We start from the raw sequence: 17,161 nt of genomic DNA, 5'->3' as shown, positions 1-17,161 counted from the left end.
CAGCAGTATAGTTCTAGGGTACTATGGGGTCGCAGGTAAAATGATCATCTTGCCTGTATTTAATCAATACTTTTCCTGTAACGGCATCTATATATACTTCCCATGAATTTCGTAGCGTTTGCAATTCAGCTCTGTAAACAAGCGGGCTTTCCGGTGTTGCCGAAGCTAAATATATTAATTTGGGTTTTGGATAAGCATAGTGTTTAGATACATCTACTTTATCCGAATTTTTTGTTTCCCATGGGAACATAGCATTTGGTAAATAGTCTTTTGTAAAATCATAAGGATATTCCCTGAGTATAGAATCCATACGAGCCGGAATGTACCCCAACGAATCTAAATATCTGGTGCGATATTCTTCTTTCCTTGTTGGATAATCTTGCGCCAGCATGATTTCTATGGCTTGCTCGGGGCTGATTTTTATATCGGAGGGGTCGGCCAAAGGTATGAATTTTATGCCATTTGCAGTGATTAGCTTGCCATTTCTTTCATGTGCCGAACATGTAAAACGATAATAATGAATGCCTTTGTAATATAGCCAGGTAGATTTTACGGTATAATCGTCTCCCCACCCAAACAAGGCCTTCTTATACTCCGGATTAGTGTATATAGTTTGTGCATTCAAATCGGGGAAATACTTTAGCTTAGTGGTGTCAAAGTAATATCTTATATACCCGCTTGCCCCTCCGGTTACGTCTGTTTCGGTTCTCAAGATTATAGAGTCAAGGGGAATTGCTGCCGTTTTGTTGTTCAGTAGTGTTGCAGGATCTTTTTCTTGTTCTTTTTGCTTGTTGCCTTGTGCGTTCTTATGAGTAAACCAACTGCCGCAGCCCGACAATGTGCCAGCAGCAATACAAAATACTAATAAATAAATGCAGGCCGATGTTGATGGTGTTTTCATTTTTAACTGTGTTTGCGTGAAATTAACAATTAAATTTTTTTGTTTGGCAGCACTAAATTTTTATGCCGGACGCACTGCCTGTTTATGGACGATAAATTCGGTGTAATATTAAGTATTTTAATAGGTATTGTTCCAATCGGGTAGAACATAACTGTGAAACTGCCCTGTTACCGCATTTACAATCCAAGTACCTTTATCCGAACCCACGTAAAACCGGAAAGCATAAAATATTTTATTGTAACTCGGCAATACACCTATGTTCGAAAGTCTAAGCATTGAGGGTAGGACTTTGTTGTACAGACTGTCTGGAATATTGCGCTGTTTCAACACCACTCTTGCTGCCTCTTCCTTACTTATCATGCCCGTTGTGTCTATGTCGAGATTGGGGAAATACGTGCCTACCAAGCGTATTATTTTATCGTTTTTAAAATTCAGCATAACTCGTGAATTTTCAACCGGAATACCTTTGTAGTACTGTTTATATGTATAATTTTCGTCCCATTGTTTGTTCCAAACCATGTTGTCTTTTCGTTCAAATGCAAGGCTATCTTCTTTCCTAAATGGAAACAGTTTGCCTTCTCCAAATAAATCCTGCCATTTAGTGGCTATACAGTTGATATCGCTTGTATCTAAAACATACAAAAAATTGTTAGTCGAAGTGCTTCGGCTTCCCGCCAATAATTTTGGGCATAGGTAAGTTGGTTGATTTTGTACAGTAATCGGCACATCAACAATCATCTTTTGCGCCGATTTACCTTTTTCTTCTGCCTGCCGTTTGGCAAACCAACTGCCGCAGCCCGACAATGTGCCGGCGACAATACACAAAACTAATAAATAAACGCAGGCTGATGTTGATGGTGTTTTCAATTTTACCGGTGTTTGCGTGTAAGAAATGGTTAAAGTTTTTTGTTTGGCGGCACGAAATTTTTATGGCGAATGTCAAAACTGTCCGTTAACAAAAAAAACTTTGTGAAAATAAGTGTTTTTGTTGATGTTTGTTCCAATTGCGGCAGTATTTTGATAGAACAACAAAATCTGTGGCTTTTTTCCGGTCAAAAGAAACCGCCGGACTGCATGTTTAGACAGGGCTAATCAATCTTTATCGCCACCCTCGTAATATACTGTTCGCACACATACAGCACATAATAATAAACCCCCTGCGGCAAACCGGAAGGCGGGGAATGGGTCATGTTGTACTGCCCTTCGGCACGGAACTCCTGTTGAATGGGCGAGTCCACTAAAATACCCTGACCATTGAACATGGAAATGCTTACTTGTGCATCATACCCCACCCGATAGGTAAGGGTGGTGCTGCCGCTAAATATCGTACCGAAGGGAAGGTTGAGGTGGAAAAGCTATGATTTGAAAGGAATGTCATTTACAAAAAGCCCTCTCCCAAAATGGCGAGGGCTTTTTTGTGTTGGGGAGGTAAATAGATTGAAATTTATGTAACCTTTGGCGGTTTAACTGGAATTGGTTTTATTTGTGGGTTGATACACACGGCCGTGTTGATACACACGGCCGTGTGTATCAACTAAGAAGAAATGTTAGAAAAAAATGTTTTTTAATGGATAAATACAGAAATAAATACCGGATACAATCGCACCGAAAACCCAATTGGGATTATTCGGCCGATGGTCTATATTTTCTAACCATTGTAACACAAAACAGGGAATGTAATTTGGGCATTATCGAAAACAACGAAATGATATTATCAGATTTTGGGAAAATCGTGGAACAGGAATGGTTTAAATCATTTGAAATTCGGAATGAATTAATATTGCACCAATTTATTTTAATGCCCAACCATTTACACACCATTATTGAAATTTGCAATGAAAATCGTGATGGTTTGGCGGGGGATGATGTTGATACACACGAAACGGGAAATGAATTGGTAATTGAAACGGGAAATGAATTGACACACGTAGAGACACACGGCCGTGTGTCTCTACCCATCGAATCCATCGAATCCATCGAATCCATCGAATCCATCGAATCCATCGAATCCATCGAATCCATCGAATCCGTACAGACACACGGCCGTGTGTCTCTACCCATCGAACCCCCCGATTTATCATCCATCAAACGCAACCCACCCGTTCGGTTACCCAAATCCATTTCATCATTCATTGCGGGTTTTAAATCTGCCGTAAATACAAAAATTGATGATAATATTGACGAACGTCAATTGAAAATTCCAAAATACAATCGTCATAATCATTTTTTTCAACCCAATTATCACGACCATATCATCAGGAATGATTTGGAATACCACACCATTTCATATTATATTGAAAACAACCCTTTAAATTGGAATAAAGATAAAATGAATGGCTAAGCAAAACCATATCCACCACCAAACATCCCTCAAACATTCAACACCTCAATATTTCCCATGAATCGCCTACTCTTAACTTCTTGCTTATTTCTGTTCAGATTCTTTGCAGTTGATGCACAAACGCTATTGGTCAAACCATATCTTCAGGATGCGGAACCTAATTCTATCTATATTTTATGGGAAACCTCAATTAATACAGAAAGTATTGTGGAGTGGGGGTTAACCGTCGAACTTGGGAATACTACTAACGGAACTGCTCAAACAGGATTGCTGCTCACACAAATACATACCGTTCAACTGACGGGATTGGATGCCAATAAGCGGTATTATTACAGGGTAAAAACCGGTAGCATGGTCAGCGAAATCTACCACTTCATTACCCCGCCCCTTCAAAGCGCCGAACAGTCTTTTAACATCGTATTGATGAGCGATATGCAGCAAGACGGCGGAAACCCCAATAAGTTTTACGAAATCTGTAACGATGGGGTCATAGACTATGTGATTGACCTGAGCAGCAATGATTTGCCTGCCGAAATTGCTTGTTTAATGTTACCGGGTGATTTGGTGGACAACGGACTGGACTACAACCAATGGAAAAACACGTTTTTCAATATGGCCGAAAACCTGCTCAAGTACATCCCTGTTTACCCCGTATTGGGCAATCACGAGGTCAATACCGCTACCTACTTCAAATATTTTCAACTGCCACAAAACGGCACATCCGGTTATGAAGAACACTGGTGGTATAAAGATTACTCTAACGTGCGCATCATCGGCTTGGATTCAAACACCGGTTATCGGATACAAACTCAGTTAGACTGGCTTCAAACAGTGTTGAACGATGCCTGTGCCGATACGGATATTGATTTTGTTTTTGCCCAAATGCACCATCCCCATCATTCCGAACTTTGGCCGGCGGGCAATCTCGATTACACCGGCCAAATCATCTCTATCATGGAAAACTTCTCTACCTCATGCGGCAAACCCAGTGTTCACTTTTACGGGCATACCCATGCCTACTCAAGGGGGCATAGCCAAAACCACAATCATGTGATGGTAAATGTGGCTACTGCCGGAGGGAATATTGATTATTGGGACGAGTTTGCTCAAACAGACTACCCCGAACATGTGGTGAGTCAGGACGATTATGGTTTTGTCTGGGCTTCTGTTCATGCAGGAGATAACCCCCGGTTTGTGCTGAAACGCATCAGTCGGGGCAACGAAAATGCCGTTCTCGATAATGTGCTGCGCGACAGTGTATATATAAAACGCTACAACAATGCGCCAACTCGGCCAGTTGCCTGGTTCCCTGCTCAGGATGACCTCATTTCTCCCGATTGTACGGTGTTGTTTACCGCAAGTGCATACAACGACCCTGACGAAGACTTACAAGGTGCTGCTCAATGGCAGATTGCTACCGATGCCGGGTTTACCAACCTTCAAACCGACCAATGGAGGCAATACAAAAACGAATACCGCAACATAGATACCCAAGCCGGCGATGACCTGCAAAATGAACATATCAACACCCTTCAGCCCAACACTACCTACTACTGGAGGGTTCGCTACCGCGACCGAAGCCTTGCCTGGAGCGAGTGGAGTGAGCCTGTCAGTTTTCAAACCGGCAGTTCCAGCCAATCGCCCAATTTGTTGCTAAATAATGGTGCCGAAATCAGTACGAACAACTGGACGGAAATAGCAGGTTCGTTTGAATCTATCACAAGCGGGCAATGTGCCGGCAACAATGCACATTCCGGCTCCCGTTTGTTTGCCGTTGGTGGTGTTTGTGAAGACAATCCTTATGGGGAGGGCTGGCAGGAGGTGAATGTTAATGAATATGCATCCGCCATAAGTACCGGCAATGCTTTTGTTAAGTTTGGAGGATATTTGAGCGACTACAACGGGACAGATTTCCCACAATTCAGGCTCGACTTTTTGACCGTAGGAGGGGTTGTTATTTCCAGTACCCCTACTTATGGTTCACACTCCGGCACCTGGGAATATTTTAATCAATCGGATACGATTCCTGCAGACTGTGGTAAAATCAGGTTTGTCCTCATGGGCACAAGAGAGGCCGGCAGCGACAACGATTCCTATTTTGATGATATGTTTCTGCAGATTGACCAAAACAATTGCGGTATTCTCTATCCGCCCTGTATCAGCCAACCCACAATTACCTCATCCATCCCCCAGGCCTGCACCTCCGAAACGGTGATTTACACCTGTTCTCCCAACCTTGCAGGAGCAACTTACCAATGGTCTTTGACCGGAGATGGTGTTATTTTATCGGGACAAGGCACTTACCAGATTACCGTTCAATGGAACGAAGGGGGAGCAGGAGCAGTAAGCGTTGTGCAGACCATACCTTAAAATGTAAGTCGGTATGCCCGTCAAAAATACAACCTCGAAGAGGTGAAATCATTGTAACCACTAAGGCATATACCTTTCAATAATCATGGCATGACCATGAGCGCCGGCGGCACAGGCTGCGATTAAGGCACGATGTCCGTTTTCGGCTATCAGGCGGTTGGCGGCGGTGGTGAGTAAACGCGCACCGGTTGCGCCAAAGGGATGCCCGATAGAAAGTGAGCCACCCCACAGGTTCAGTTTATCCATAGGGATAGTACCAACAGCATTGGAAAGACCTAACTTTTGTTGTGCAAACTCATCGGAAGCTAAGCAATTGAGGTTGGCTAACACTTGTCCGGCAAAAGCCTCGTGCAATTCAAATACATCTATGCCGGATAAAGGTAATTTTGCACGTTGAAGCAGTTTGGCAATAGAGTAAGTAGGGCCAAGCAGGAGTTCTTCTTCCAGATCCTGTCCGGTAAAGGTAAAATCGGTAATGACGGCTTTGGGAGTCAATCCAAGTTCTGCGGCTTTTTCTTCGGTAGTCAGTAAAACTGCGGCAGCACCATCGGTCAGAAACGAAGCATTGGCGGCGGTGATGGTTCCAAACTGACGGTCAAAAGCAGGCGCTAATTTAGCGACACCTTCATAAGTAGTTTCCGGTCTGATGCCGTTGTCTTTATTGATTGGCATAAAAGAAGGAGGGATTGCTACGGGGGTCATTTCTGCACCAAGACTTCCGTTTTGAACAGCTTTACCGGCTAACTGATGAGAGCGAACGGCAAATTCGTCCTGTTGTTGCCGGCTGACTCCGTATTTTGCAGCCAAAATCTCACAATCCTGACCCATAGTACGGTTGGTACTAAATTCGGCAATGGCCGGTTTATCGGGCATAAAATCGGTAGGACGCAAAGTCGTGGCAAACTTTACAAAGTCCATCGTACTTTTTAGTTTTTGGGCTTTGAAGAGTTTTTTGCGCATGGTTTTTGAAAAACCGATTGGGGTGTCAGAGGTAGTATCAACCCCTCCGGCAACAACAACCTGAGCATGTCCGGCCATCAGAGCATAAACGCCATCTGCAATAGCTCTGTTTGCCGAAATACAAGCCATAGTTACGGTATGACAGGGGGCAGTATAGGGAATTCCGGCAGTTAGGGCTGCTTCACGCGCAACATTGCTGGTTCTTATATTTGAAATGACCGTTCCCATAATGACAGCATCTACAAGGTTTGGGTCAAGTCCTGTTTTATGCAACAAGCCTTTAATGGCAAACTGTCCAAGTTCATAAGACATCATGTCCATATAATCGGTGCCGGAGCGCAAAAAAGGAGTTCGGCAGCCATCAATCAAAACAATCCGGTTTTTTTTCATTTTTTAAGAGCATTTTTTAGCAATAGCTAATATATTAAGGTTAACAGACGGGCAAAGGTACAAAAAACAGAGGGTTATGTCAGTTTTCTATTTAATTAAGGGTAATTTTGCATCCCGAAGAGACGCACGACCGTGCGTCTCTTATAAATCGCAAATCGTAAAAGAAAATCATGCTCAACAAAACAATCGCTCATTCACTGTTTACCGATTTTGATATTCATCTGTTTCAAGCGGGAAACCATTTCAGATTATACGAAAAAATGGGGGCACACCCTGTTCAGTTAGATGGTACGGATGGAGTTTACTTTGCCGTATGGGCACCGGCAGCACAAAAGGTCGGCGTTGTCGGTAATTTTAACGGTTGGAACGATGCGGAACATCAACTATATGTCAGATGGGACACATCCGGAATTTGGGAAGGTTTTATACCCCATGTAAAAACCGGAGATATTTATAAATACCGGATTTACTCCTACAACTACGATTTATCCTTCGACAAATCAGACCCGTTTGCCTTTTACAGTGAAACGCCCCCTAACACTGCATCCGTTGTGCGTGAACTGAACTTCGAATGGAAAGACCAAGACTGGATGCAAAAACGCCACGAACACAACGCCCTCAACAAACCCTATTCCGTGTATGAGGTACATCTTGCATCGTGGAAACGCAAATCGAAAGAAGAAAGCAGTTCTCTGTCGTATCGGGAAATGGCAGACGAACTGGTAGCCTATGTCAAACAGATGGGCTTTACCCATGTCGAGTTGATGCCGGTCATGGAGCATCCTTATTCCCCTTCATGGGGTTATCAGATAACGGGTTATTTTGCTCCAACTTCCCGTTTTGGAACTCCTCAGGACTTTATGTACTTAGTCGGGCAATTTCACCAAAACAATATCGGGGTAATATTAGATTGGGTGCCCTCTCATTTCCCTACCGATGCCCACGGCTTGGCCAATTTTGACGGTTCTTGTGTTTACGAACATCCCAACCCTCAGTTGGGCTATCATCCCGACTGGTCGAGTTTGATTTTTAATTATGGACGAAACGAAGTCCGCTCTTTTCTGATCAGCAATGCCTTGTTTTGGTTTGATAAATATCATGCCGATGGTTTCAGAATTGATGCCGTAGCCTCCATGCTGTATTTAGATTATTCACGAAACGAAGGCGAGTGGCAGCCCAACCATAAAGGCGGTAATGAAAATCTGGAAGCTGTTCATTTTCTCAAAGTACTCAATGAAGCTATTTATAAACATTACCCAGATGTGCAGACAATTGCCGAAGAATCGACCGCATTTCCTTTGGTATCACGTCCGACTTATTTAGGGGGACTGGGATTTGGAATGAAATGGATGATGGGCTGGATGCACGACACCTTGAAATACTTCAGCATTGACCCCTTTTTCAGGCAGTTTAACCATAACACCATCACGTTCAGCATTATGTATGCCTTTACCGAAAACTTCATGTTGCCCTTTTCACACGATGAAGTGGTACATGGTAAGGGTTCGTTAATCCGGCGGATGCCGGGTGATGAATGGCAAAGGTTTGCCAACCTCAGACTCCTGATGTCTTATATGTTTACCCATCCGGGAGCAAAGTTGCTGTTTATGGGTGGTGAGTTTGGCCAATATAACGAATGGAATTTTGGAGGCAGCCTCGACTGGCACTTGTTAAATTACGACCCACATAAAGGGATTCAACAATTGATTGCCGATTTAAACCAATTATTGCGCAATGAACCTGCCATGTACGAATATAATTTCGATACAAGAGGATTCGACTGGATAGAGGTTGGCGATTACAAAGGCTCTACTTTAGTTTTTATGCGAAAAGGAGAAAATCCGGACAACGATTTAATCATAGCACTGAACTGCACGCCAATGGTTCGCGAAAACTACCGGATTGGCACTAATCTGGACACAGGCGAATGGAAAGAAATTTTTAACACAGACGATCCGAAATATTGGGGAAGCGGAGTGTTAAACACAAAACCGATGCCTGTTGTCAATACCCCCTGGAACTACCGCACCCATTCTTTTACAGCCACCCTTCCACCCCTTGGCATGTCTGTTTTCAAATACGTGGTTCCTAAAAAATCAAAGCCCAAAACAAAACCGAAAGCCGAAGCGGACAAACAACCCGCGAAAAAGACGGAGATTCCTGAAAAAAAACCCGCACCCGCTAAAGCAAAAACTCCTGTCAGAAAAAACCCTCCAAAGAAATAAACGGAATACCGGCTCTTTCAAAATCATAGCTGACAATTAGATTAAACAACCTACTGATTTTAATAATGAGACTTTTTAGAAATTTTCACGCCACACATATTTGCTGTTATTGTTTCCTGTTTCTTGGTTGGGCCTATCCAAATTCCTTTCAAGCTGATTTGTTGGCACAAAAGTCAGGAAATAACAAAGATTTGGAGCTGCTTGTCAGTTGGATGCAAGGCTCCTATAACAGCTATCAGCAATCGCTCTCCGATACAAATTATCTGAACATTGTTTTGGAAATGCACCCTGTGTGGCAACACCGGACAGATGGCAAATGGTTGTATGTTGAACAATCTGTTGCTGAAAATACTTCCCGGCCTTACAGGCAACGCATCTATCAAATTGTTGCGAAAGGTAAAAATAGTTTTGAAAGCAGAATTTACACACTACCACAACCTGAGCGATACGTAGGGCAATGGAGTAATCAAACTTTATTCAATCAGATCAACCCTCAGGTACTTACACAATTAAAAGGTTGTGCTGTAACACTCAAAAAAAACAACCAAACTTTTACGGGACAAACCGGCATAAAATCCTGCCCAAGTGAATTGAAAAGCGCGGCTTATGCCACCTCTAAAGTAACCATCACCGAAAACAGTTTATCGAGCTGGGATCAGGGTTTTGACCAAACCGGAAAACAGGTTTGGGGAGCAGAAAATGGCCCTTACCAATTTATCAAAACACCCAATCAGTTACCTATGAAATATCCCGATGCCCGGGTTGACAATCAGACCGATAATTACTTCGGAACTATTGTTGCCGACCCTTACAGATGGATGGAAGACGAGAACAGTGCCGAAACTCAGCAATGGATAAATCAACAAAACAACCTGACAAATCAATATCTTGAATCAACCGGCTTTCAAAATGTTTTGTCTGAACAATTGACCCGGCTCATTAACTACCCAAAGGTTTCGGCACCACGAAAGCAGGGGGATTATTACTATTTTTTCAAAAACAACGGGCTGCAGAACCATAGTGTTTTTTACCGGCAAAAAGGACTGACGGCCGCTCCTGAAAAATTTCTCGACCCCAATACTTTTTCTGAAGATGGCTCTGTTGCACTGACTACCACCTCTTTTTCGAAAGACTATAAATATATGGTCTATGGCACTTCTTTAGGAGGGTCAGACTGGCAAACATTTCAGGTTTTAGAAGTAGAAAGCGGTAAACCAATGTCCGATACCCTCCATAACATCAAGTTTTCGGGCGCAGCCTGGTATAAAAACGGGTTCTTTTACACCCGTTTTGACCAACCTGAAAAAGGGAAGGAATTGTCGGCAAAAAATGAAGCGGCAAGAGTGTTTTACCACAAAATAGGCACGCCTCAGTCAGAAGATATATTGGTCTATGAAAACAAACAAAATCCGAGATTGAGTTTCTGGGTTTCGGTTACTGAAGACGAACAATTTATTTTGTTGTCTGTATCAAGCGGTTCTTCATCGGGCAATGCATTGTATTACGCATATTCAGAAAAATGGAAATCCGGCTTTTATCCCATCATGAGCAGCACAGACCAGTCTTTGGCGGTGGTTGATAACCTGAATGACAAATTGCTGGTAAAAACTAATTACAAAGCCCCCAATTACCGCCTCGTGTTGATTGACCCCCGAAAACCGGAAGAACAATTCTGGAAAACTGTGTTGGCCGAACAAACGGATGCCGTACTTGACAACGTGTATTCCGCAAACGGAAACCTGTTGGTCGAATATATGAAAGATGTGAACAGTCATCTTAGGATATATACAACCGATGGCGTGTTTTTAAGAGATATCCCCCTTCCGGGAATCGGAATTGCCGGCGGAATTTCTGCCGATAAAAAAGAACCGGTTTGTTTTTACAGTTTCGAATCTTTTCTCTATCCGCCCACAATTTTTAAATACGATTTAACTACTCATCAAAACGAGGTGTTTTACCAACCCGAAATAGATTTCGACTTTAGCGATTTTGAAACAAAGCAGGTGTTTTACCGGTCAAAAGATGGCACTAAAGTTCCGATGTTTATTACTCATAAAAAGGGAATCTCGCTCAACAGTCAGCACCCTTGTCTGCTCTACTCGTATGGCGGATTTAACATTTCCCGCATTCCGGAATTTAAAATCGAAAACCTGCCGTTTTATCAAAGTGGCGGGATTTATGCCGTAGCAAATTTGCGTGGAGGCAGTGAGTATGGTGAAGAATGGCACAAAGCGGGTATGCTGGAGAAAAAGCAAAATGTATTTGACGATTATATCGCCGCAGCAGAGTATTTGATTAAAGAGGGCTATACAAGACCACAGAAATTAGCTGCAACCGGCCGTTCAAATGGGGGGTTGCTGATTGGGGCAGTCATGAATCAAAGGCCGGAACTGTTTGCAGTTGCACTACCGGTTGTCGGGGTAATGGATATGCTTCGTTTTCACAAATTCACCATCGGTTGGGCATGGGTCAGCGAATATGGAAGCAGTGATAACGCCGAACAGTTTAAGTTTTTATATCCCTATTCTCCATATCACAATATCAGACCCGGGCTTCCTTATCCGGCAACTATGGTGATGACTGCTCAAAGAGACGACCGCGTAGTTCCGGCTCATTCCTATAAATATACTGCCCGTCTCCAACATGATAATACGGGAAATCAACCACAGCTAATCAGAATAGAATCTATGTCGGGACATGGAGGCGGAGGGCAAGGTAAAACAGTCAAACAAATTATTGATACTTATACCGATGTCTGGTCGTTTGTTTTTAAACATTTAGGGATGTTCCCGGTAATCCGTTAAACCATTAACTATTAATAATTAACCATTAATAACGATATGCGCTCAGATATTTTTCGAATTCTGTTTTTAACCCTTTTAGTTGTTGCAGGATTGCATCATTTACATGCTCAGGATCCGGCAGTTAAAAAACTGCTCAGTCAGGCAGATAAACTATACAATGCCTACGCCTATCATCAGGCGATACCACTATACCGCGATGTGTTGTTAAAAGACAACCTTGAAGAGGTAAAATTAAAGTTAGCCGTCTGCTATCATTTGACCAAAGATTTTGAAAACGCCGAATATTGGTACAGAAAATCAATGGAGAATCTACCTCCGCACGAGTTTACCCGTAAACTGCATTTTGCACAGGTTCTTCAGACAAACGGCAAATGCGACGAAGCCCGTATATGGTTTATGGAGTACGGCAAACACAACGAAATGGGAAACAAATTGGCAAAGGGTTGTGATATGATTGACAAACTGACCGAACATAATTACGACTTTAACACATGGTTACTGCCTGTTAACTCGGCGCAATCAGACTTTGGACCTGTGATTTACAATGAAGGGATTGTGTTTTGCAGCAACCGGCAACAACTGATGGGCGGCAAAAGCAGCAAAAGCAAAAAAAGTGCAGACAATCTGTATCTTAAACTGTATTTCAGCCAACAGTCAGACAAACAAACCTATCTGCCTCCCCAATATTTGAGAGGAAGTGTGAACAGCCAATACAATGATGGGCCGATAACCTTTTCTGCTTCTGGCGATACAGCTATTTTTACGCGGAACGCACTCTTTCGCGGGCAAAAGGTGAAAAATGCCGAAGGTGCCTTGGTCTTGGGACTTTATACCGCAGTAAAAGACAATAACCAAAAATGGAGCAATATCAACCGGTTTAGATTTAATAACAGTGAAGACCTGAACGACGGAACCCGTACTTATTCTATGACCCATCCTTTTATTGCTCCCGATGGACAAACCCTGTATCTGGTCTCTGATATGGAAGGAGGGTACGGGGGAACTGATATTTATATGTGTGCAAAGATTGATTCTACCTGGAGTCGTCCCATCAACTTAGGTCCCGAAATCAATACAGCAGGAAATGAACTGTTCCCTTACATACATTTCGATGGAAACCTGTTTTTCGCTTCAAACGGACATCCCGGATTGGGAGGATTAGACTTGTTTTATACCCGATATACACGGGGAGGCTGGTTAGCCCCTGTCAATATCGGAGCGCCATTTAATTCGGCTTATGATGACTTCAGCCTTGCTTTGAGTGAAGACAAAAACTGGGGTTATTTTGCCTCAAACAGACCGGGAGGATTTGGAGAAGATGATATTTATTTTTTCGAAAAAGTGCCGGATGATGCTTTTACCGATGCCATGCCCAACACCAAAAAAGTAACCACCGAAGTAGAGCAGCCTATCACGACAAATGCCTTGTTGAACGAAGCATTAGGCATGAATAAAATCAGGTTTAAGCCCGGCGACTGGTATATTGATTCGGCAGCCGACAAAGAGTTGGACAAATTGGTGAACTATCTGAAAGAGTGGATGGAAGTTGGGGTCGAAATCAGTGCATATACCGACTCAAGGGGGAATGATTTTGTCAACCTCGAAATCAGTCAGAAAAGAGCCGCTGCTGTTCGCGAAAATCTGATATTGAAAGGAATTGCTCCCGGAAGAATTACCACAAAGGGATATGGAGAATCAATGCTGCTCAATCATTGTGTCAGCGGTGCGGAATGTCCCGAAGAACTTCATGAACAAAATAACCGCATCGAAATTAAAGCAAACATTATTCAGGGAATTACTAACCTGACCCCCTCTTCAACAACCCCGGCTGAAGAAGAGATGGAGGTATTGAAACCAAGAGGCAAGAAAAACAAAGAGGTTTCCGCTCCGCAAGAGGAAACCCCTGAACTGCTTGAAGCCATCGAAGGCACTACCGGAGTATTGCAATTCAAAGTTTTTATCGGGCCTTTTAAATCTGTGGACAACAACACCTATTACAACTTTGCAGAACTGAACACCCCTATCAACTTAGAATATGTGAACAACGACATGATGATTGTCTTAGGTCCCTATACCACAATTTCGGAAGCTGAAGAATTTGAAAAACAGGCAAAAGGAAAAGGTGCCAAAAAAACCAAACTTGCCGTGTTCAAAGGCAATGAACCCAGCAGCCTGACTATCAAACAACTGAAGAAAATGGGAGTGCAGTGATTTCTGAAATACTTTAATTCCGGTCTAAAATTGTTGATAATATTAATTTGCGTTATCAACCTCACATTTATTTCCTAATACCTGACAGCATTATATCCGATAAGGCTGGCATTGGGAAGATAGAGATTGAAATCGGCAACCGTTACAAACTTATCCAAATTAATATCGGCAGCCAAATATTGATTAACAGAAGACGACTGTTGCGTATAGAGGTTAAAGTCGGACACTGTAATCACTCCATCTGCGTTCAAATCGCCTGCATAGAGGGCAAACTTACCGAATGCAACCTGAATTAGCTGATTAGCTCCTAATGCTTGTGCCGCAGAAGTCGTAAAATCGTAAACAGGGTTGTTGTTGAATACAATAGTACTGCTGCTGATAACGGCAAGATGATTGCGATGGCGGACGACAATATAATAGGGAGTAGTGGTTGTGATTCCGCAAACATACAAACCGGCGGTATGGGTTTCTGCCCAGGTATTGGTTATGTTGCCGTTGTTCCAAATCATGGCTGACATTTGTACGGCAACTGTTTCGGGAGTAGTGCGAAACTCGACCAATACCCAGTCTGTAACATCGGGTGGCAGCGAATTTGGCAACGTTTCGGTGCCGGCATAATTCCAGGGCGATTGGTTAAAAGGTTGGTTGGCGGGAAGCAAACCAAAATCATTCAAATCGGTGCGCATCAATTGGGTATCATAGTTAAAACCACCTTCTAACAATACGGTCAATTGCAGTTTTGCAGGATGTTGTACCTGAACTGAGGAAATAAACTGACAATTTTCTGAATCGGTAACCGTATAAGAATAAGTACCGGGCAACAAACCGGTTTCCAACGAATCGGCTGCTCCGTTTTGCCATAGGTAAACATAAGGAGGAACACCGCCGGAAGGGAGCAATGCGGATTCTCCGTCCGGACAACTGCAACAGGTAGCATCGGTTGTGATTTCATCTACCCATAAAGAGATGGGGTTGGCAATCTGGAATGTATCTCTGACTATACAGCCGTTGGCATCTTCAATAGCAATTGGAAATATTCCGGGGGGTAAATCATCTAATGGAATACTAAAATTGTTGCTAACAGCAAAACAACCGTTAAAACTATACAACGTATAGGGCGGGTCTCCTCCCGAAACTAACAGGTTTAAGGAGGCATCGTCGGCACCGGGGCAGGAGGGGTCGGTTGCGGTTACCTGATCAATCGAAAGCGTATCGCCGTTAAAACAACCGCCCATGTAAACGGTTATAGAATCGACTGCATACCAACAAAGTACCGGATTCCAAACGGTTAGGGTATAAGTGATGGCAGGAATATTTCCATCGGTATCGAAAAACAAAAACTGTGGGATGTTTGGGACTTCCAAGAAGACTTCCGGATACCACTGATACCTTATTCCACTGCTCGGACTTCCGCTACCCGGACAAAAAACCTGCGCCATGGCAGTAGTTCCGCCAAAATGAGGAATATTGACAAAATCGGACAACATCGTGTTAGGACATTGCTGACAACAATCGGTACATCCGGGTTGCTGAACAGTTACATAACAAGTGTTGGTGGGAATAGGCAGGTTGCAATCAAAAATGATTTCTGCCTGATTGGGGATGACGCTGCAAGGGTCTAAAGGCAAGGCCGGCATGATACAGAATTTAACATATCCTTTTGTGTCTTTGTCGGTAAATGTAGTTCCATATCCGGCCTGCTGTGTGCCGGGCAGGTTAATGTCTATAAACTGCCACGTAACAAGCCTGTTAGGGCTTGGAGGCGTTACAGAAACCAGAGCATCAGGATGGCTGCTTTCGACAGGTAGAAACGTAGCGGCATTTAGGAAAACGCTTAAATAATCTCTGATTTGAATGGTTTCGGCAGGCCCGCTACCAAAATTTTGAAATTCAATGGTATAGCACAATGGCTCCGCACTTCCGGGGCATAAAACATCGGGAAATACGGATTTGCGGTTGGGGTCGTGAGATTTAACCGCCGTTTTTAGCAATGAAAAGGTATCAGTCGAACAGGTGCTTTGTATCACCAAATGTGTCAGAATGGTATCAGAAGGATGGACGGTGGTATCAGTAGCCATACTGATAAAAATGTTTCGTTGATGACCTACTGCCAAACTGTCAAAAGTCCAGATGATTTGACCATCGGAAGTAGCAGATAATTCAGATTTGAAAGATTCGGAGTATTTTAAGTTCAATTGGTCAGCGTTGAACAAAAAAATTAGAGAGCCGCTATCCTCAAAAGGACAGGTGTTTTGATAGGTGATGATATAGGTGATAGAATCGCCAGAACGGGGCGATCTGTTGGTCAACAACCTGATATTGCTCCCTTCCAGATTTGCCAGATCATTGTTAGGGCGTTTTGAAACAAAGCCGGTGTTAAAATTGATATTGACAGGTGCAGATGCTCTGTCAATTGCTGAATCATCAATATCATCATCGCTGTAAATACGGGTGCTTTCCATCACTGCCGTATATTGACCGGCTTCGCGGTAGGTATGGATAGGAGATTGCTCGAAACTGAAACCTCCGTCTCCAAACTTCCAAAAGAAAGTGCGCCGGCTTTGTCTTCGGTAATCGTGAGGATTGACAGGCGTGAGAGGAGGTAAATTATCGGCTTCAAATCTCAACAAATTGGAAGAGCCATATAGTTTTGATTGCTGTATTGCAGGGGTTTGCGCCTCTGTTCTTTCAAAGATTACAAAGCAAACAAACAGGAGGTAAAAATATATTTGCTTTTGCATAGTTTATTTTATGGCTAAGGGTAATGGTGGTTTATTTAAACCTGATTCTTTAGTAAATCATATTTGGCAGAAAAGGTGAATAAATTAAGACCAATTTACCGCTTTTTTGTACTTCCTGTAAGCGATTTTGATTTTTTTGTATAGAATTGTTTAAAATCCTGCTTTCTAACTAAAAATTTTGAACTATTGGCTTTCATTGAGGAACAATTCTTAGAGGC

Annotated in this window: 10 protein-coding genes; 5 read left to right on the top strand and 5 right to left on the bottom strand. The window is 42.9% G+C overall.

Going from position 1 to position 17,161, the window contains the following annotated elements; genetic code table 11:
* Positions 1–13: 13 nt before the first annotated feature.
* The 3 genes from IPM47_19575 to IPM47_19565 all read right to left on the bottom strand — a co-directional run bounded on the left by IPM47_19575 (position 14) and on the right by IPM47_19565 (position 2,193).
* On the bottom strand, positions 14–901 hold the full coding sequence (locus tag IPM47_19575; GenBank protein QQS29008.1) for a PepSY domain-containing protein: 888 nt from the start codon (positions 899–901) through the stop codon (positions 14–16).
* A 117-nt stretch (positions 902–1,018) separates the two neighbouring features.
* On the bottom strand, positions 1,019–1,768 hold the full coding sequence (locus tag IPM47_19570) for a hypothetical protein (protein ID QQS29007.1): 750 nt from the start codon (positions 1,766–1,768) through the stop codon (positions 1,019–1,021).
* 221 nt (positions 1,769–1,989) lie between these two features.
* The gene (locus IPM47_19565) at positions 1,990–2,193 is read right to left on the bottom strand and encodes a hypothetical protein (protein QQS29006.1); all 204 of its coding nucleotides are present in this window, start codon (positions 2,191–2,193) and stop codon (positions 1,990–1,992) included.
* Between the two features lie 275 nt (positions 2,194–2,468).
* Between IPM47_19565 and IPM47_19560 the strand changes: the two genes are divergently transcribed.
* Positions 2,469–3,242, top strand: a complete 774-nt coding sequence (locus tag IPM47_19560; GenBank protein QQS29005.1) for a hypothetical protein — start codon at positions 2,469–2,471, stop codon at positions 3,240–3,242.
* 57 nt (positions 3,243–3,299) lie between these two features.
* A complete protein-coding gene (locus IPM47_19555; protein QQS29004.1) occupies positions 3,300–5,612 on the top strand; it encodes a fibronectin type III domain-containing protein in 2,313 nt (770 codons plus the stop codon).
* A gap of 60 nt (positions 5,613–5,672) precedes the next feature.
* Here IPM47_19555 and IPM47_19550 read toward each other — a convergent pair whose 3' ends face one another.
* Positions 5,673–6,962: an acetyl-CoA C-acyltransferase gene (locus tag IPM47_19550; GenBank protein ID QQS29003.1), complete on the bottom strand. Its 1,290-nt coding sequence runs from the start codon at positions 6,960–6,962 to the stop codon at positions 5,673–5,675.
* Between the two features lie 170 nt (positions 6,963–7,132).
* Here IPM47_19550 and glgB point away from each other — a divergent pair, with 170 nt between their 5' ends.
* The 3 genes from glgB to IPM47_19535 all read left to right on the top strand — a co-directional run bounded on the left by glgB (position 7,133) and on the right by IPM47_19535 (position 14,202).
* On the top strand, positions 7,133–9,187 hold the full coding sequence (gene glgB / locus IPM47_19545) for a 1,4-alpha-glucan branching protein GlgB (GenBank protein QQS29002.1): 2,055 nt from the start codon (positions 7,133–7,135) through the stop codon (positions 9,185–9,187).
* A gap of 161 nt (positions 9,188–9,348) precedes the next feature.
* The gene (locus IPM47_19540; protein ID QQS29001.1) at positions 9,349–11,991 is read left to right on the top strand and encodes a prolyl oligopeptidase family serine peptidase; all 2,643 of its coding nucleotides are present in this window, start codon (positions 9,349–9,351) and stop codon (positions 11,989–11,991) included.
* 36 nt (positions 11,992–12,027) lie between these two features.
* Positions 12,028–14,202 carry an OmpA family protein gene (locus IPM47_19535; protein ID QQS29000.1) on the top strand — a complete coding sequence of 725 codons (2,175 nt, stop codon included), beginning with the start codon at positions 12,028–12,030 and terminating at the stop codon, positions 14,200–14,202.
* 74 nt (positions 14,203–14,276) lie between these two features.
* On the opposite strand, the gene IPM47_19530 is transcribed toward IPM47_19535, so the two are convergent.
* Positions 14,277–16,943: a hypothetical protein gene (locus tag IPM47_19530; protein ID QQS28999.1), complete on the bottom strand. Its 2,667-nt coding sequence runs from the start codon at positions 16,941–16,943 to the stop codon at positions 14,277–14,279.
* Positions 16,944–17,161: the final 218 nt, after the last annotated feature.

Source organism: Sphingobacteriales bacterium, assembly GCA_016700115.1.
Classification (GTDB): Bacteria; Bacteroidota; Bacteroidia; order Chitinophagales; family UBA2359; genus UBA2359.
The sequence above is the reverse complement of the archived record's forward strand: the minus strand, read 5'-3'. Positions and strand labels throughout refer to the sequence as shown.